The following is a 17,241-nucleotide window of genomic DNA, read 5'->3' as shown; positions in this document are numbered from 1 at the left end:
GTTGTACTATACAACCGAAGGCGGACGCGGTGCACCCCGCGCCCGAACGACAGCAGGGAGCCCACCATGACCGGCGGAGCAGAGCCACCCCGCGAGGCGTCGGTGGACGTCATCCAGCGCGAGCTGACGGCCTTCGCGCGCCGTGCCCGTGCCGCGGCGGCCCGGGTCCACCCCGAGCTCCCGCTCGTCTCGTACACGCTCCTCGCCCACATCGAGGAGCAGCGCGGCTGCCGGGCCACCGACCTCGCGGCCCACTACCTCCTGGACAAGTCGACGGTGAGCCGTCAAGTCGCCGGCCTGGAGAAGCTCGGCTTCGTCGAGCGCCGCCCCGCCCCCGACGACCACCGGGTGCAGGTGCTGCACCCCACCGAGGCCGGCACGAAGGTCCTCGCCGCGGCCCAGACGAGCCGCATGGCCGCCTTCGAGGAGCGCCTGGAGGACTGGTCGGCCGAGGACCTCGCCCGCTTCGCCGCGTACCTGCTGCGCTACAACGCCGCGACCACGAGCCCCTACCCCCACACCCCCGAGACCTGACCCCGGCCCGCAGGCCGCCGGCCCCACACCCCTGACCTGCCCCGGACCCCAGACGGCAGGCCCTGCGCCCCGAGACCTGACCCCGCCCGCGAGCGACTGGCCCTACACCCCGCAGACCTGACCCCGCCCGCGAGCGGCTGGCCCTACACCCCGCAGACCTGACCCCGCCCGCGAGCGGCTGGTACCACGGCCCCGAGACTCGGCCGGCCCCCGGGCGGCCGCCCTACAGCCCCGCGTCCCGGGCGAGCAGCGCCGCCTGTACCCGGTTCTCGCAGGCCAGCTTGGCCAGGATCCGGCTCACGTACGTCTTCACCGTGCCCTCGCTCATGTGCAGCCGCTTCCCGGCGTCCGCGTTGGAGAGTCCTTCGCCGAGCAGTGCCAGGACGTCCCGCTCCTTCTCGCTGAGCGCCGCCACCCGTGCCCGCGCCTCCTCGGCGCGCGCCACCTCGCGGCCCATGGCCAGCCGCTCCACGACGTGCCGGGTCGCGGCCGGCGACAGATACGCGTCGCCCGCCGCGGCCGCCCGCACCGCCCGGATCAGCTCGGCGGGCGCCGTGTCCTTGAGCAGGAACCCGGCACCCCCGTGCTCCAGGGTCCGCAGCACGTTCTCCCGCTCCCCGAAGGTCGTCAGGACGATCACCCGGGCCGCGGGCGCGGCCCGGCGCAGCTCGGGCAGGGCGGAGAGGCCGTCGAGCACCGGCATCTGGATGTCGAGGAGCACCACGTCCGCGGCGTGCGCCCGGGCGGCCTCGACCGCCTCCCGCCCGTTGCCGGCCTCCGCGACGACCTCGATCTCCGGGTCGGAGATGAGGATCATCCGGATCCCGGCCCTGATCAGAGGCTCGTCGTCGGCGATCACGACCCTGATGGGCTGCCCTGCCACTGCTTCTCCCCCGCGCCCGGTACGGGCCGTGCAGCGCTAACGCTGCTCGACCGTGTACGACTTCTTCTCGATCAGCTTGCCGTCCTTGAAGCAGAACCGGAAAACGGGCTCTTCGCCGTCGGTGTCGCCCATGTCCGAGGACATCAGCACCAGGCAGGTCGCGCCCTCCGGCCGGGCGGGCCCGGTGCCCTCAAGCCCTGCCGTGGCTATGGTGTCGCCCGAGGGCAGCTGGTCCCTGACCTCCTTCTCGGTCATCCCGACCTTCACCGCCTCGTACTGCACGGGGTCGATCATTCCGTCCTTCAGCGAGCCCATGAGGAAGTAGAGGGCGAAGCCCCCCGCCACCACCAGCAGGACGACCGCGGCGAACGCGATCCCGCAGCCGATGGCGATCGCCCCGCCCGTGCTCCTGCCCCTGCCCCCGCGCACCGCCATGGCCAGCTCCCGCTCCGTGAACGTCCAGTCGGCCGGTCCGACCGCGACCGGACGACCATCGCCCGCCAGCGGCTTCGTGGTCTGCTGTCGGAAGTCGTCGGCCGCATCGACCAAAGGCGCGGCCTCGGCGACCGGCGCCGCCCCGTACGGCAGCATCCCGGCCACCCGGAACCCGCCGTCGTCGGCCGGGCCCGCATGGCACATGCCGCCCACCAGCCGGGCCCGCTCGGCGAGTCCGGTCAGCCCCTGGCCGCCGCTGACCACGTCCTCCGGGGGACCGCCCGACGGCGGCGCGTTGAGGATCTCCACCACGAACGTGTCCGGCTCGTAGCGCAGTTCGACGCCGATCGACGCCCCCGGCGCGTACTTGTAGGCGTTGGTCAGGGCCTCCTGCACGATCCTGTACGCGGCGTGGTCGGCGGCCGGTGCGAGTGGTCTCTCCTCCCCGAGCCGCCGCAGCCCGACCGAGGTGCCCGCCGCCCGGGCCGCCGCCACGAGCCCCTCGATGCCGGCGGTCCCGCGCGCGGCCCGCCCCGTCTCGTCCCCGGTCGGCGCGGGCGCGGCCGGCGCGCCGTCCTCCACCGCGACTCCGTCCCGGAGTATCCCGACGACCTCCCGCAGTTCCTGCATGGCGGTCACCGAGGCGTTCCGCAGGACGGCGACCACCTCGCGCTGCCGCGCGCCCAGTTCACGGTCCACTTCGAGGGCCCCCGTGTGGACGGCGATCAGCGCCAGCTGGTGCCCGAGGCTGTCGTGCATGTCCTGGGCGATCCGCTGCCGCTCGCGGAGTCTGGCCTGCCAGACCACCATGTTCCGCTCGCGCAGCAGTTGCGCGTTGCGCTCCTGGAGCGCGTGCAGCAGGGTCCGCCGCTGGGTCCAGTAGCGGTGGGCGAGCCCGGGGGCCAGCGTGGTGCTCAGGTAGTAGAGGGTCGCCATGAAGGCGACGGTGAGCAGCCGCTGCCGGTCCCAGGACACCAGGAGCGTGCCCCCGACGTTCAGGACGAAGGCGGCGATGTACGCGGCCAAGGCGTGCCCCGCGCCCACGATGTACCGTCCGGACGACCAGCCGACGAGCAGCAGCAGCGGCCCGAGACCGGGCACGAAGGGCGTGAGCCCGGCGGCGAGGACGAGCGTGCTCGCCGGGAGTCTTCGCCGCACCAGCGACAGCGCGGCGGCACCGGCGGCGACCGCGGCCAGGCGCCATCCCTCGCCGCCCAGGATGTCCTCGGTCCCGGCGGCGAGCAGCGCCACGACCACGGCGAGCGCCACCTCCCCGGTGGTCCTGCGCCCCGACCACTGCCCCGGCACCAGGAACCAGGCCCACCCCTCGGCGACCCGGGCCCCGATCAGACCCGCGCCCCGACTCCCCGACTTCGCCATCTCGTCCACGCTCGCACCCTAGGCAGCGGACCCCCGCCCGATCGCCTCTCTTTCGTCGCGACCGCCGACGACCAAAGTCGCACCCACTCATGATCGTTTTCCGGTCACCGCGCACCGGTGGGTTGACTGATTTCTTTCTGGTGATCGATGCATAGGGAATCAAAGATTGATGCTCGTGCCTGCGCCCACTCGACACGAAGAGGGGGCGATTCACCGTCAATGGGGGGAATCTTGCTCAGTTTGAAAAAGCGATCGGTTGCCGCGGTCATAGGGATCGCCTGCGCGTCGGCACTCATGTCGAGTCCCGCCCAGGCGAACGACTGGAACGTCTCCCCCAACGACTGCGCCGACGCGTACACCTTCAAGTTCCAGCTGTTCTACAACTCCAACTTCAACGGCTCGTGGACGAAGTTCGGATACAGCGAGGAGAACTTCGGAGCGGATGACGGCACCCCCGGCTACTTGAAGTTCCTCTTCTGTCCGAACCGTGGCGCCGGCAGCAATCAGGGTGTGAAGAACAACGCCGCATCGGCCCACAACCACAAGGACTACGGGCGGGCCTGCATCGCCCGTGTCCACTTCAACAGCTACTTCAAGGGCATCTACGACGACATCCCCGCGGACAACTACAAGAACCTGGTGAACACCTACAACGAGAACGCTTCGTTCGAATGGATGGGCTCGGGATGCTGAACGACAAGGACTTCACCGAGCGGTCGTCTTCCGCGCGCCGGAAGCGGGCGTTCAAGCCGACCGTCGCCGCGCTCGCCGTGGTGGCCCTGAGCGGCGCCACGGTCGCCACGATCGACTCCTTCGACGACACCGACGCCGTACCGACCGCGGCGCAGGCGAACGTGGCCTCGGTCCCGGCGGCGGAACGGTGGAGCACGCCGGCCGTCGCCCCGCAGGACGGCGACCCGTCCACGTGGACGCTGCCGATCCGCGCGTACCAGGTGAACGGCAACGAGGTGAACCGCGCGCTGCTGACCGCGGCGAAGGCCAGGAAGGCGGCGGCCTGTCTCGACCGGTTCGGCGTCGCGGCCCCGTTCGCCACGCCGCAGTCCTTCGCGGAGGCGGCCCCCGCCGCCCACGGCGGGCCGAAGAACGGCATGGACGTCCGGTACGGCGACCACGACCTCGCGAAGGTGTCGGCCTACGGCTACGGCTGGCCCGCCGACGCGCAGGCCGGGATGCGGACCGCCCGCGCCCTCGTCGTCGACCAGGAGCTGACCCCCGAGACCGAGCTGGCCCTGTACGGCCCCGGCGGCCGGTCCGGCAACGCGCCGCGCGCGGCGGCGGCCCCCACCCTGAAGGGCAAGGCGGTTCCCGCGGCGGGCTGCGCCGGAGAGACCGACCAGGCGCTCGTCGGGCGCACCCGTACGCCCGACGCCCTGGACACCTCCGAGGACGCCATCACCAAGCTGGAGCGCCAGGCCTGGGACAACATGCTCACGGACCCGCGGACCCTCACGGCATTCTCGAAGTGGTCGACCTGCATGAAGTCCAAGGGATTCGATTACAAGGATCCCTGGGCGGCGAACGACGATCCGCGCTGGGCCGCCAGCGCCGGAAAGTCGGCCGAGGCCATCGAGACGGCCAAGGCGGACGTCACGTGCCGGAATTCCTTCGGGGTCTCGGAAACGATGCACAAGGTCGAATCGGATTGGCAGCAGCGCCTCCTGAAGGAGAACCCGAAGGTGGCCTCCGAGGCGAAGGGCTACACCCAGCGCGTCATGGCACAGGTCGACGCGACGCTGGGCCGCTAGACAGGTCCGACCCAGAACCTTCCGAATGTGCGGTGCAGCCCCGGGCGGCACCGCACATTCGCGCATTCCAGGCAAAGAAGACCCGGCACCCAGTCCCCGCCGTCGCGGCCACTCAGGACACCGCGCGAAAACCCCCGCCGAAGGGCCGACCTCGTCTCTCGTCGAGAGCGACCCGTCGACCCGGCAACCCGACGGCCCGGCCGCCCGGCGGCCCCTGCGGGCGACAACACTTCCGATGGAAGTGAACAGCCTTGCATAGGTGACGAGTTCAGGAATCTACCGGTATTCGAATACGGGAATCCGCGAGGTGCGCTGGACTACGACTTCGGCCCCGTCCACCTCGACCGAGCTGCGCATCACCTCGCCCGTCACGCGCCGCCTCCGCGGCGCCTCGCGCCTGGACGCCGCCGCCGAGTCGCCCGGCTGCCGTTCCGCCGGCATGTCGGAATGTACGTGGAACCGGGCGAGGCCGTCTGGCGGCCGCCGCGTCTCCGGACGGGCCCCGAGGGCCACGAGCCCGGCCCGCGGCCCTCGGGGGCCGGAAGCGTCGTACGTCACACTCGGCGGTCCGTACGGCGCGCAGGACCATCGGGAAAAGCGAGAAGGTCGGCATCGTGTGAACGATGCCGACCTTCTCGACTGGTGCGCGAGGGGGGAGTTGAACCCCCACGCCCTTGCGGGCACTGGAACCTGAATCCAGCGCGTCTGCCTATTCCGCCACCCGCGCATTGGGTGTGCTCCGGACTCTCTCACCTTTCGGTGGGAGCGCCTGGCGACATCTGAAGATTAGCACGTCGGAGACCGTGGATTCACATCCGTTGTTTCGGCCCCGCTCGCGCAGTCCAAGGTGAGGGGGTGGAGGGAGGGGAAGCGGGGGAGGAGGGAGCGAGAGGCACCGGAGGAACGAGGGGGGAGAAGAGTGGAGGAGGGGGACGAAGGGGATGGACCGCACCGCCGTCCCGCACAGACCCCGGACCGCTCCCCGGTTCGACAGCCGGGTGCGGGACACTGTCCACAGGCCGCCTCTACGATCCATGGGGGAAGCCTGTGAGAGGTGACACTCGTCCACAGGGCAGAGAAGGGGAACCAGCCGATTTCCCGACGCGTGGATACGATCAGTAAGCAGTACCAGGGCGACAACGACGGAGGAGGTGCCCCATGGGAGTCCTGAAGCGTTTCGAGCAGCGGCTCGAAGGTCTGGTCAACGGCACCTTCGCCAAGGTCTTCAAGTCCGAGGTCCAGCCCGTCGAGATCGCCGGCGCGCTCCAGCGCGAGTGCGACAACAACGCGACGATCTGGAACCGTGAGCGGACGGTCGTCCCCAACGACTTCATCGTGGAGCTGAGCACGCCGGACTACGAGCGTCTCAGCCCCTACTCGGGCCAGCTCGGCGACGAGCTCGCCGGCCTGGTCAGGGACTACGCGAAGCAGCAGCGGTACACCTTCATGGGCCCGATCAAGGTCCACCTGGAGAAGGCCGAGGATCTCGACACCGGCCTGTACCGCGTCCGCAGCCGCACTCTGGCGTCGAGTACGTCACAGCCGCAGCCGCAGCAGCCCCACCAGCAGCAGGGCCCGGGCCAGGGTCGCGGCGGTTACGGGTACCCCCCGGCCGGCGCCCCGCCCATGCCCGCCGCTCCGCCTCCCGGCGCGCCCGGCCACCGGCCGACGGCTCCCGCCGGACGCCCGGCGGGCGGCCCCGGAACCATGCCCGGCCCCGGCACCCACGCCGGAGCGGGCTCCGCGGTGCGCCGCTGGATCGAGATCAACGGCACCCGCCACCAGATCTCCCGCCCGACCCTGGTCCTCGGCCGCAGCACCGACGCGGACGTGAGGATCGACGATCCCGGCGTCTCCCGCCGGCACTGCGAGATCCGGACCGGAACGCCCTCGACGATCCAGGATCTGGGATCCACCAACGGCATCGTGGTGGACGGGCAGCACACCACCCGCGCTACGCTCCGCGACGGCTCGCGGATCGTCGTGGGCAGCACCACCATCGTTTACCGGCAAGCCGAAGGGTGAAGCGGGGGCAATGTCAGAGCTGACCCTGACGGTCATGCGGTTGGGTTTCCTGGCCGTTCTGTGGCTGTTCGTCATCGTGGCCGTCCAGGTCATCCGAAGCGACCTGTTCGGTACGCGGGTCACCCAGCGCGGTTCGCGGCGCCAGGAGGCGCGACCCCAGCAGAACGCGCGGCAGGCCGCCGCGCCTCCGCAGCAGCGCGGCCAGCAGAGCGCGGGCGGTCGCCAGCGCCGTGGCGCCCCGACCAAGCTGGTCGTCTCCGAGGGCACCCTCACCGGCACGACCGTCGCCCTCCAGGGCCAGACGATCACGCTGGGCCGGGCGCACGACTCGACGATCGTGCTCGACGACGACTACGCCTCCAGCCGCCACGCCCGGATCTACCCGGACCGGGACGGCCAGTGGATCGTCGAGGATCTCGGGTCCACGAACGGCACGTACCTCGACCGGTCCCGCCTCACCACCGCCACACCGATTCCGCTGGGCGCGCCGATCCGCATCGGCAAGACCGTCATCGAGCTGCGGAAGTAGTACGAAAATGAGCGAGCGGAGCGAGCGAGCCGGGACGGTCCCCGCCACAGGACGTGCCGCGCTCCCGACCGGAGCGAATGGATCGACCGGCGTGACCGGAGCGACCGGAGGGTGGGCAGTGTGGGTCGAGACCGGCTGTACCCCGATGCAGCGTCGACAGGGCAGGTGGGCATGACTCTCTCCCTTCGATTCGCCGCGGGCTCGCACAAGGGCATGATCCGCGAGGGCAACGAGGACTCGGGTTACGCCGGGCCCCGGCTGCTCGCCATCGCCGACGGCATGGGCGGCCAGGCCGCCGGCGAGGTCGCCTCCTCCGAGGTGATCTCCACGCTCGTCACGCTCGACGACGACGTCCCCGGCTCGGACATCCTCACCTCGCTCGGTACGGCGGTGCAGCGCGCCAACGACCAGCTGCGGATGATGGTCGAGGAGGACCCGCAGCTGGAGGGCATGGGCACCACGCTCACGGCCCTGCTGTGGACCGGCCAGCGGCTCGGGCTCGTGCACGTCGGGGACTCCCGCGCCTACCTGCTCCGCGACGGCTTCCTCACCCAGATCACCCAGGACCACACCTGGGTCCAGCGCCTCGTCGACGAGGGCCGGATCACCGAGGAAGAGGCCACCACCCACCCGCAGCGCTCGCTCCTCATGCGCGCGCTGGGCAGCGGCGACCACGTCGAACCCGACCTCTCCATCCGCGAGGTCCGGGCCGGCGACCGGTACCTGATCTGCTCCGACGGCCTGTCCGGCGTGGTCTCGCACCAGACCCTCGAGGACACCCTCGCCAGCTACCAGGGCCCGCAGGAGACCGTGCAGGAGCTGATCCAGCTCGCGCTGCGCGGCGGCGGCCCCGACAACATCACGGTGATCGTCGCCGACGTCCTCGACGTCGACGGCGGCGACACCCTCGCCGGTCACCTCAGCGACACCCCGGTCATCGTGGGCGCCGTCGCCGAGAACCAGGCCCAGCTGAACGACGGCGGGGCGATGCAGACCCCGGCCGGCCGCGCCTCGGGCCTCGGCCGCCCCGCGCCGCACCAGCAGCCGCCCGCGGGAGGCTTCGGCCCGCCCGGCAGCGGCGACGACCACGGGTACGGCGGCATGCCCCCGCAGGGCTCCTTCGACTCGTACACGGACGAGGACTTCGTCAAGCCGCGCACCGGCCGCAAGTGGCTGAAGCGCTCCTTCTTCCTCGTCCTCGTCCTCGGGATCGCCGGCGGCGGCCTCTACGGGGGCTGGCGCTGGACGCAGACGCAGTACTACGTGGGCGCCAAGGACCAGCACGTGGCGCTGTACCAGGGCATCAGCCAGGACCTGGCGTGGGTGTCGCTCTCGAAGGTCGAGAAGGACCACCCCGAGATCGAACTCAAGTACCTCCCCGCCTACCAGCGGAAGCAGGTCGAGGACACGATCGCGGGCGGCAGCCTCGGCAAGGCCGAGACGAAGATCTCGGAGCTGGCCGTGCAGGCCTCGGCGTGCAAGAAGGCCGAGCAGCGGCACGCCGCGGCCGAGAAGGCCGCCGACCAGGCGAGCAAGCCGCCGGCCACGCAGAAGCCCGGCACCGCCGCCCCTGACTCCAAGCCCACCACAGCCGCTCCGTCCCCGGGTCCCACCCTCACCGCGGAGGAACAGAAGCTGGCCTCGAACTGCGGCAAGCAGTAAGCACCCGTAGGGGGCCTTTCACCACCATGAGCGTTGTCACCAACACGACCACCATCGGCGCGATCGAGGCGCCGAGCCGCCGCAACACCGAGCTGGCGCTGCTCGCGTTCGCCGTCGTCATCCCGGTGTTCGCGTACCTCAACGTGGGCCTGGCCATCGACGGCAAGGTCCCGGCCGGAATGGCCGGGTACGGCCTCGGCCTGGCCCTGCTCGCGGGCGTCGCACACCTCGTGGTCCGCAAGTGGGCCCCGTACGCGGACCCGCTGCTGCTGCCGTTGGCCACCTTGCTGAACGGCATGGGTCTGGTGCTGATCTGGCGTCTTGACCAGTCGCCGAGGCTGATCTCGCTGGCGAAGCGCACGTACGGCGCGTTCAGCGAGTCCGCGCCGAACCAGATGATGTACTCGGCGATCGGCGTCGCCATGTTCGTGGGCGTGCTGCTGCTGCTCAAGGACCACCGCGTCCTCCAGCGCTACACGTACATCTCCATGGTCGCGGCCCTCGTCCTGCTGCTGCTGCCGCTCGTCCCGGGCCTCGGCGCGGACGTCTTCGGCGCCAAGATCTGGATCCGCGTCGGAGGCTTCTCGATCCAGCCCGGTGAGTTCGCCAAGCTCGTCCTGGCGATCTTCTTCTCCGGCTACCTGATGGTGAAGCGGGACGCGCTGGCCCTGGCCAGCCGCCGTTTCATGGGGCTCTACCTGCCGCGTGGCCGTGACCTGGGCCCGATCCTGACGATCTGGGCGATCAGCCTCCTCATCCTGGTCTTCGAGAACGACCTCGGTACGTCGCTCCTGTTCTTCGGCATGTTCGTGATCATGCTGTACGTGGCGACGGAGCGGACCAGCTGGGTCGTCATGGGTCTGCTGATGTCCTCCGCGGGTGCCGTGGTCGTCGGCTCGACGGCGAGTCACGTGCAGTCGCGTGTCCAGGCCTGGCTCGACCCCTTCGAGTGCCTGAAGACGGCGCCCGCCGGCTCCAACATGGCGTACGCCTGCGACCAGATGACGCAGGTGCTGATGTCCTTCGGTTCCGGCGGCATCCTCGGCACCGGTCTCGGCCAGGGCAATTCGGACCTGGTCCAGTTCGCCGCGAACTCCGACTTCATCTTCGCCACGGTCGGCGAGGAGCTCGGTCTGACCGGCGTGATGGTCTTCCTGCTCTTCTACGGCCTGATCATCGAGCGCGGTGTCCGCACCGCCCTCGCGGCCCGCGACCCCTTCGGCAAGCTGCTGGCGATGGGCCTGTCCGGCGCGTTCGCGCTGCAGGTCTTCGTCGTCGCCGGCGGTGTGATGGGCCTCATCCCGCTCACCGGTATGACGATGCCGTTCCTCGCGTACGGCGGATCCTCCGTCATCGCCAACTGGGCCCTGATCGGCATCCTGATCCGGATCAGCGACACCGCGCGCCGCCCCGCGCCCGCCCCCGCCCCGAACCCCGATGCCGAGATGACCCAGGTGGTCCGTCCGTGAACAAGCCGCTGCGCCGGGTCGCGATCTTCTGCGGCCTGCTCATCCTCGCCCTGCTCCTGCGGGACAACTGGCTCCAGGCCGTCCGCGCCGAGGAGTTGAACACGAACCCCAAGAACCGGCGCGTCCAGATCGCCCGGTACTCGAACGAGCGCGGCAACATCATCGTGGACGGCAAGCCCATCACGGGTTCCGTCGACTCGGGCGACAAGTTCTACAAGTACAAGCGGACCTACGTCGACGGCCCCATGTGGGCCCCGGTCACCGGGTACGCCTCGCAGGCCTACGACGCCAACCAGATCGAGAAGATCGAGGACGGCATCCTCACCGGCAGCGACGACCGGCTCTTCTTCGACCGCACCCTCGCCATGTTCACCGGCGAGAAGAAGAAGGGCGGCGACGTCGTCACCACCCTCAGCGGCGCCGCCCAGAAGGCCGCCTACGAGGGGCTCGGCAGCAAGACCGGCGCCGTCGTCGCCATCGAGCCGAAGACCGGCAAGATCCTGGCACTGGCGTCCACGCCCTCGTACGACCCCTCGTCCTTCGCCGGCTACTCCGGCAAGGACGAGAAGGCCTGGGTCGCGCTGGAGAACGACAAGAACAAGCCGAAGCAGAACCGCGCCATCCGCGAGATCTACCCCCCCGGCTCCGTCTTCAAGGTCGTCACCGCCGCCGCCGCGCTCGAGAACGGCAAGGTCACCGACATCAACGCGGCGACCGACACCCCCGAGGGCTGGAAGATCCCGCTCTCCACCAAGCCGATGAAGAACCACTCCGGCGGCTGTGCCAACGCAAGCCTGAACGAGGCGCTGCGGGTCTCCTGCAACTCGGTCTTCGCGAAGCTCGGCGACGACGTCGGCCGCGACAAGATGGTCGAGATGGCCGAGAAGTTCGGCTTCAACGCCGAGCAGTTCACCCCGGTCCGCTCCTCCGCCTCCGTCTTCGACAAGAACTCCGACCGCGGCGGCAACGCGCTCTCCTCGATCGGCCAGTTCAACACCGCGACGACCCCGCTGCAGATGGCGATGGTCACAGCGGCGATCGCCAACGACGGCAAGCTGATGAAGCCGTACATGATCGACCAGCTGCGCGCCCCGAACCTCGACATCATCAAGCAGACCGACCCCGAGGAGATGAGCCGCCCGGTCTCGCCGGAGACCGCCCAGAAGCTCCAGCAGATGATGGAGAACGTCGTCACCAAGGGCACCGGCGGCAACGCCGACCTGCACATGGACGGCGTGAAGGTCGGCGGCAAGACGGGTACGGCCCAGCACGGCGAGAAGAACGCCAAGCGTCCGTACGCCTGGTTCATCTCGTACGCGAAGACCTCCGAGGGCTCCCCGGTCGCGGTCGCCGTCGTCGTCGAGGACTCCGAAGGCACCGACCGCGAGGACATCAGCGGTGGCGGTCTCGCCGCCCCGATCGCCAAGGCCGTGATGAAGGCGGTCCTCAAGACCCGGGGCTGACCCCCTGGACCCCGTACGAGCCAGGTACCGGTCAGGTATCAGCTACCGGCCCCGGGCGGAACCCCTCCCCGGGGCCGGTAGCGTATGCGCGAACAGCACACACCGCCGGACCACCCATGGGTGCGGTCGGGACAGACGGAGAGGGCTGGATTAGCTATGGAAGAGCCGCGTCGCCTCGGCGGCCGGTACGAGCTGGGCCCGGTGCTCGGCCGTGGTGGCATGGCCGAGGTGTACCTCGCCCAGGACACCCGGCTCGGCCGCACCGTCGCCGTGAAGACGCTGCGGGCCGACCTCGCCCGCGATCCGTCCTTCCAGGCCCGGTTCCGCCGTGAGGCACAGTCCGCCGCCTCGCTGAACCACCCGGCGATCGTCGCGGTGTACGACACCGGCGAGGACTACGTCGACCAGGTCTCCATCCCGTACATCGTGATGGAGTACGTCGACGGGTCGACCCTGCGTGAGCTGCTGCACTCCGGGCGCAAGCTGCTGCCCGAGCGCACCCTCGAGATGACGGTCGGCATCCTCCAGGCGCTGGAGTACTCGCACCGCGCCGGCATCGTGCACCGTGACATCAAGCCGGCGAACGTCATGCTGACGCGCACCGGCCAGGTCAAGGTCATGGACTTCGGCATCGCGCGCGCCATGGGCGACGCGGGCATGACCATGACGCAGACCGCCGCGGTGATCGGCACGGCCCAGTACCTCTCCCCCGAGCAGGCCAAGGGCGAGCAGGTCGACGCCCGCTCCGACCTGTACTCCACGGGCTGCCTGCTCTACGAGCTGCTCACCGTCCGTCCCCCGTTCATCGGCGACTCCCCGGTCGCGGTCGCGTACCAGCACGTCCGCGAGGAGCCGCAGCCGCCGAGCAACTTCGACCCCGAGATCACGCCCGAGATGGACGCCATCGTCCTGAAGGCGCTGGTCAAGGACCCCGACTACCGCTACCAGTCCGCCGACGAGATGCGCGCGGACATCGAGGCCTGCCTCGACGGTCAGCCGGTCGCGGCCGCCGCCGCGATGGGCATGGGGATGGGCATGGCGGGCGCGCCCGCGTACGGCGGGGGCTACGGCGGCTATCCGCCGGAGGACCAGCCGACCACCGCGCTGCGCCAGGCCGACCCGGCCGGCCAGACGTCGATGCTGCCGCCGGTGAACCCGGACGACGGCGGCTACGGCTATGACGACCGCCCGGACCGCCGTCGCGGCGGTGGCCAGAAGAAGTCAAACACCTCGACGATCCTGCTGGCGCTCGCGGGCGTCCTGGTGCTCATCGGCGCGATCTTCATCGGCGTCGCGATCATGGACAAGAAGGATGGCCCGCAGAAGGTCACGGTCCCGCAGCTGGTCGGCAAGACGATGCAGGACGCACAGGACCGCGCGCGCAACGTCCAGGTGAAGGTCCAGCAGGCCGGCACCGAGCGCTGCGACCAGCCCAAGGACACCATCTGCCGCCAGGATCCGGCCGCGTCCGAGACCGCGAAGATGGACGTCGACGGCACGATCCAGGTGTACGTCTCCGAGGGCGCCCCGCTCGTCGAGGTCCCGGACGTCGTCGAGCAGTCCCAGGACCGGGCCGAGCAGCGCCTCAAGGACAGCGGCTTCAAGGTCAAGGTCGAGGAGGAGGAGTCCGCGGAGGACCCCGGCACGGTTCTGAAGCAGAACCCGGACGGCGGCACCAAGGCGGAGAAGAACTCCGAGATCACGATCACGGTCGCGAAGAAGGAGCTGTCGGAGCTTCCCAACGTCAAGACCCGCACCTACGAGCAGGCCCTCCAGCAGCTCAACCAGATCGGCTTCACGAACGTGTCCAAGGAGGACGTCGACTCGGACCAGCCCGCGGGCACGGTCGTCGACCAGACCCCCCAGGGCCCGTCGAACCAGCCGAAGGACGTCCAGATCACGCTGAAGGTCTCCAAGGGCCCGCAGCAGCAGATGGTCACGATCCCCACGGGCCTCACCGGCAAGAAGTTCAAGGAGGTCCGGGACCTGCTCCAGGGCATGGGTCTGACGGTCGTCCAGCAGGGCTCCGACAAGGAGGACGCCATGGTCCTCGGCACGAACCCGCCGGAGGGTTCGCAGGTCCCCACGAACCAGCCCATCACCGTCACCACCCTGGGTGGCGGAGGCGGCGGGGACAACAACAACGGCAACCCCGGCGGCGGCTTCTTCGGCTGACGCCCGCCCACACCGCGAAGAGGCCCCGGCATCCAGGAGGATGCCGGGGCCTCTTCGCAAGCCCTCCAAAAAGAGAAAATTATTGACTTATTAGGCCAGAAGTAGAGTTACAGATAGAGCGGAGACGGGATAGCGAACCTCCTCTCATTGCTCCTCGGGGAACAACCCCCTATGATCATCGAGCCATATCTACTCTCGCAATCAAGAAGCTTGACAAGATAAAGCGATTGTTCACTGTTTTCGCAGCGGTTTCAGCGATCCTAGGGGGGTCCTTGGCGATCGCACCATCAGCCAGCGCCGCTGGATATGGCTGTTCCGGTTCACTGATCGATACCTACCCCGTGAAAACCACCGGCGGAACTCTTTACGGCAACATCTACCTCTACTACTCCAACGGAACGAACTGCGCCTCACTGGTGGCTACGGCAGCTGGCGGGTACGGCGTCAGTAAGGACATGGGCGTGCTCATCGAGAAGTGCGCTCAGACTTCACCTGCCAGCCGGTGCGATATCCTCGACTCAGATACCGATATCGGCTTCTTCTCGCAGTACGCTGGCCCTGTCAGCGTTTACGCCCCCAATAACTGCATAAGCGTGTCGGGGCACATTACTTACAACGGAGTAACGGCCGGCGGCATAAGCCCCGCGGCTACACACTGCTGACTGGAAGCTAAAGCACTCCACAATCACCGACCTACCGAGGTCAGTGCAGGGTGCGCAAGCAGCTTTTGTGCACCAGGGGCATCTTGTGGGCGGAGAGGCCTTCGTAGATCACGTAGACCGCCAGGCCTGGACTGGTCTGGCGGTCCATCTCATCCAGGAAGCCACAGAACCCAGGCACCCCTGCCTCAGTTCCGCCGGAGGGGTCCGGTCGCGGTCGACCTTCTGCGTGCGTGGGTCGGTGTAGCAGCCGGCGACGCCGCTGGTACAAGCTGCCGAAATCCGGTCGTGTCTTCATATGTCCTTACTCGTTGGAGAGATGGGGTGGGGACCATGCCTGCCCTGACGTTCCCGAGGAAGGGGCAGAAGCGTGATCAACGAACTAGTACTGCTGGAGTCGAGGGCCATGCGCGAGGGCGTCGGCGCACGGACCGAGGTACTCGACAAGGTGAAGTCGCTGTCGCTGCTGCCTGACGGCATGCATGTGACGACGGCGATGGTGGCGACGTACTTCAGCGTCACCGCGGAGGTCATCCGGCAGCTGGTCAAGCGACACAAGCAGGAGCTGGAGAGCAACGGCTTGGCTGTCCTTCGTGGCGCGGACCTGCGGCGATTCGAGAGTGACAACATGTCACTCTCGCTCGGAAGTCATCCACAGGCCCGCAGGAGCCTCACCATCTACCCCCGCCGCGCGGTGCTCAACGTCGCGATGCTGCTGCGCGACAGCGACGTCGCACGTCAGGTGCGTACGTACCTCCTGGACGCGGAGTACACAGCCCGACCCCAGCCTGTGGCAAACATCCCTGCCGAGGAGGGCACCCTGTCCCCCTATGAGCAGATCGACCAGCGCATCACTCACATCCTCGGCCAGACCGTCGTCCCCATGTTCAACGCCCTCATCGAGGCGTCGGGCGAGCACCGCCGGGAGCTGATCACGCTCAGGGAAGACGTCCAAAGGATCGGGCAGCGGCTCAGCGACCACGAGTTCCGACTCCGGCACCTCGAACGCGTGCAGGGCCCCCGCCCCTACACCGGAATCATGGCGTCCATCGACGGCATGGACTGGCGCGCGTTCGAGCACCACGTCGCCGCCCTGCTCCGCCGCGACGGGTGCACCGACGCCGTCGTCCACAGCGGGCGGGGAGATCGAGGGGTGGACGTCACCGCGCTGGCCGCCGACGGCCGCAGCGTCGTCGTGCAGTGCAAGAGCTTCGCCCCCTACCGGCCCGTGTGGAGCGGTGAGCTGCAGAAGTTCCTCGGAGCGTCCTTCGTCCAGCACCAAGCGGACGTGGCGCTCTTCGTCGCTACCACCGCCTTCACGCCCGACGCCCGTGCCATCGCCGACGAGTACGGCGTGACCGTCGTGGACCGCGCCGCTCTGGAGAAGTGGAGTGCGGGAGTACCCCTGGCGGTCCTCCGGTAAGGAGAGTTGTCCACAGGCAGCGAGAAGGCCCGAAGTCGCAAGACGAAGTTGCGGCTTCGGGCCCCGGCCATGTTACGACGACAGAGCTCCTTAAGAGAGCTCTCTCGCTGACTGACTCGCTCCCGGCGAGTCAGTGTTCACCGCAGCTCCGCCGGAGGGGTCCGGTCGCGGTCGACCTTCTCCGTGCGCGTCAGCTCGCCCCAGACGATGTAGCGGTAGTCCGAGGTGTACATGGGGGTGCAGGTGGTCAGCGTGATGTAGCGGCCGGGCTTGGTCTTGCCGGATTCCTTCGGGACGGGCTGGAGGACGTCCACGTTGTACTTCGTCGTCTCGGGCAGGGTCTTGTAGACCTTGTAGACGTACCAGGTGTCCTTGGTCTCGAAGACGATCGCGTCCCCGGTCTTCAACTTGTGGATGTTGTGGAACTTGGCGCCGTGCCCGTCCCGGTGCGCGGCGAGCGTGAAGTTGCCCTGCTTGTCCTGCGGCAGCGCGGACTTGACCGGGTCGGTGTAGTAGCCGGCGACGCCGTGGTTGAGGACGTCGGTGCCGGTGCCCCGCTTCACCAGGACCTCGCCGTTGTCCATGGCGGGTACGTGGAGGAAGCCGATGCCGTCCTTGGTGTCCAGCGCGCCGGGGGCGCCGGCGGCCCCGTCGGCCGCCCAGTGGTCGCGAACCTGGGCGCCGTCCTTGTCGGCGGCGCGGTCGGCGAGGACGTTCGTCCACCACAGGGAGTAGACGACGAAGAGGCCGAGCACCACGCCCGCCGTGATGAGGAGTTCGCCGAAGAGGCTGATGATCCCGGCGATCCGGTTGCGCGCGCGTGCCACTAGGTCGTCCC

General features: G+C 69.2%; 15 protein-coding genes and 1 tRNA gene. 11 read left to right on the top strand and 5 right to left on the bottom strand.

The genetic code is table 11. From position 1 onward, the window contains the following. The first annotated feature begins 66 nt into the window (after window positions 1-66). A complete protein-coding gene (locus ACZ7HT_RS08115; RefSeq protein WP_471161394.1) occupies window positions 67-534 on the top strand; it encodes a MarR family winged helix-turn-helix transcriptional regulator in 468 nt (155 codons plus the stop codon). A gap of 223 nt (window positions 535-757) precedes the next feature. Here ACZ7HT_RS08115 and ACZ7HT_RS08110 read toward each other — a convergent pair whose 3' ends face one another. The 3 genes from ACZ7HT_RS08110 to ACZ7HT_RS08100 all read right to left on the bottom strand — a co-directional run bounded on the left by ACZ7HT_RS08110 (window position 758) and on the right by ACZ7HT_RS08100 (window position 3,528). Then, window positions 758-1,417, bottom strand: coding sequence for a response regulator transcription factor (locus tag ACZ7HT_RS08110; RefSeq protein ID WP_471161391.1), 660 nt, complete (start codon window positions 1,415-1,417; stop codon window positions 758-760). Window positions 1,418-1,453: 36 nt separating this feature from the next. Next, window positions 1,454-3,232: a sensor histidine kinase gene (locus ACZ7HT_RS08105; RefSeq protein ID WP_471162151.1), complete on the bottom strand. Its 1,779-nt coding sequence runs from the start codon at window positions 3,230-3,232 to the stop codon at window positions 1,454-1,456. A 104-nt stretch (window positions 3,233-3,336) separates the two neighbouring features. Beyond that, entirely contained in the window at window positions 3,337-3,528 is a 192-nt protein-coding gene (locus ACZ7HT_RS08100) for a hypothetical protein (protein WP_471161388.1), read from the bottom strand. Here ACZ7HT_RS08100 and ACZ7HT_RS08095 point away from each other — a divergent pair. Both ACZ7HT_RS08095 and ACZ7HT_RS08090 read left to right on the top strand, forming a co-directional pair. Then, window positions 3,527-3,925 (top strand): hypothetical protein, encoded by a 399-nt coding sequence (locus ACZ7HT_RS08095; protein WP_471161385.1) that lies wholly within the window; start codon window positions 3,527-3,529, stop codon window positions 3,923-3,925. The genes ACZ7HT_RS08100 and ACZ7HT_RS08095 overlap by 2 nt on opposite strands. Continuing rightward, window positions 3,919-4,998: a hypothetical protein gene (locus ACZ7HT_RS08090; protein ID WP_471161382.1), complete on the top strand. Its 1,080-nt coding sequence runs from the start codon at window positions 3,919-3,921 to the stop codon at window positions 4,996-4,998. Before ACZ7HT_RS08095 ends, ACZ7HT_RS08090 begins: the two co-directional genes overlap by 7 nt. 640 nt (window positions 4,999-5,638) lie before the next feature. Here the strand turns inward: ACZ7HT_RS08090 and ACZ7HT_RS08085 are convergent. Further along, window positions 5,639-5,725: transfer RNA gene (locus ACZ7HT_RS08085), tRNA-Leu, on the bottom strand. A gap of 431 nt (window positions 5,726-6,156) precedes the next feature. Here ACZ7HT_RS08085 and ACZ7HT_RS08080 point away from each other — a divergent pair. From ACZ7HT_RS08080 to ACZ7HT_RS08045, 8 genes are all read left to right on the top strand, one after another. Then, on the top strand, window positions 6,157-7,023 hold the full coding sequence (locus ACZ7HT_RS08080) for an FhaA domain-containing protein (protein ID WP_471161379.1): 867 nt from the start codon (window positions 6,157-6,159) through the stop codon (window positions 7,021-7,023). Window positions 7,024-7,033: 10 nt separating this feature from the next. Next, a complete protein-coding gene (locus tag ACZ7HT_RS08075; protein WP_376583487.1) occupies window positions 7,034-7,552 on the top strand; it encodes an FHA domain-containing protein FhaB/FipA in 519 nt (172 codons plus the stop codon). A gap of 171 nt (window positions 7,553-7,723) precedes the next feature. After that, window positions 7,724-9,214, top strand: a complete 1,491-nt coding sequence (locus ACZ7HT_RS08070; RefSeq protein ID WP_471161377.1) for a Stp1/IreP family PP2C-type Ser/Thr phosphatase — start codon at window positions 7,724-7,726, stop codon at window positions 9,212-9,214. Between the two features lie 26 nt (window positions 9,215-9,240). Then, on the top strand, window positions 9,241-10,683 hold the full coding sequence (locus tag ACZ7HT_RS08065) for an FtsW/RodA/SpoVE family cell cycle protein (protein ID WP_471161374.1): 1,443 nt from the start codon (window positions 9,241-9,243) through the stop codon (window positions 10,681-10,683). Further along, a complete protein-coding gene (locus tag ACZ7HT_RS08060) occupies window positions 10,680-12,146 on the top strand; it encodes a peptidoglycan D,D-transpeptidase FtsI family protein (RefSeq protein ID WP_471161371.1) in 1,467 nt (488 codons plus the stop codon). Before ACZ7HT_RS08065 ends, ACZ7HT_RS08060 begins: the two co-directional genes overlap by 4 nt. Before the next feature lie 156 nt (window positions 12,147-12,302). Next, window positions 12,303-14,321: a Stk1 family PASTA domain-containing Ser/Thr kinase gene (gene pknB, locus ACZ7HT_RS08055; RefSeq protein ID WP_471161369.1), complete on the top strand. Its 2,019-nt coding sequence runs from the start codon at window positions 12,303-12,305 to the stop codon at window positions 14,319-14,321. Window positions 14,322-14,593: 272 nt separating this feature from the next. Next, entirely contained in the window at window positions 14,594-14,983 is a 390-nt protein-coding gene (locus ACZ7HT_RS08050; protein ID WP_471161366.1) for a hypothetical protein, read from the top strand. A 367-nt stretch (window positions 14,984-15,350) separates the two neighbouring features. Next, window positions 15,351-16,403, top strand: a complete 1,053-nt coding sequence (locus tag ACZ7HT_RS08045; RefSeq protein ID WP_471161364.1) for a restriction endonuclease — start codon at window positions 15,351-15,353, stop codon at window positions 16,401-16,403. 137 nt (window positions 16,404-16,540) lie between these two features. Here the strand turns inward: ACZ7HT_RS08045 and ACZ7HT_RS08040 are convergent, their stop codons facing one another. Next, on the bottom strand, window positions 16,541-17,230 hold the full coding sequence (locus tag ACZ7HT_RS08040; RefSeq protein WP_471161361.1) for a class E sortase: 690 nt from the start codon (window positions 17,228-17,230) through the stop codon (window positions 16,541-16,543). Window positions 17,231-17,241 lie beyond the last annotated feature (11 nt).

The organism is Streptomyces sp. NPDC037410 (genome assembly GCF_055602235.1).
Note: the sequence above shows the minus strand (reverse complement) of the source record. Positions and strands in the feature narration are given on the sequence as shown.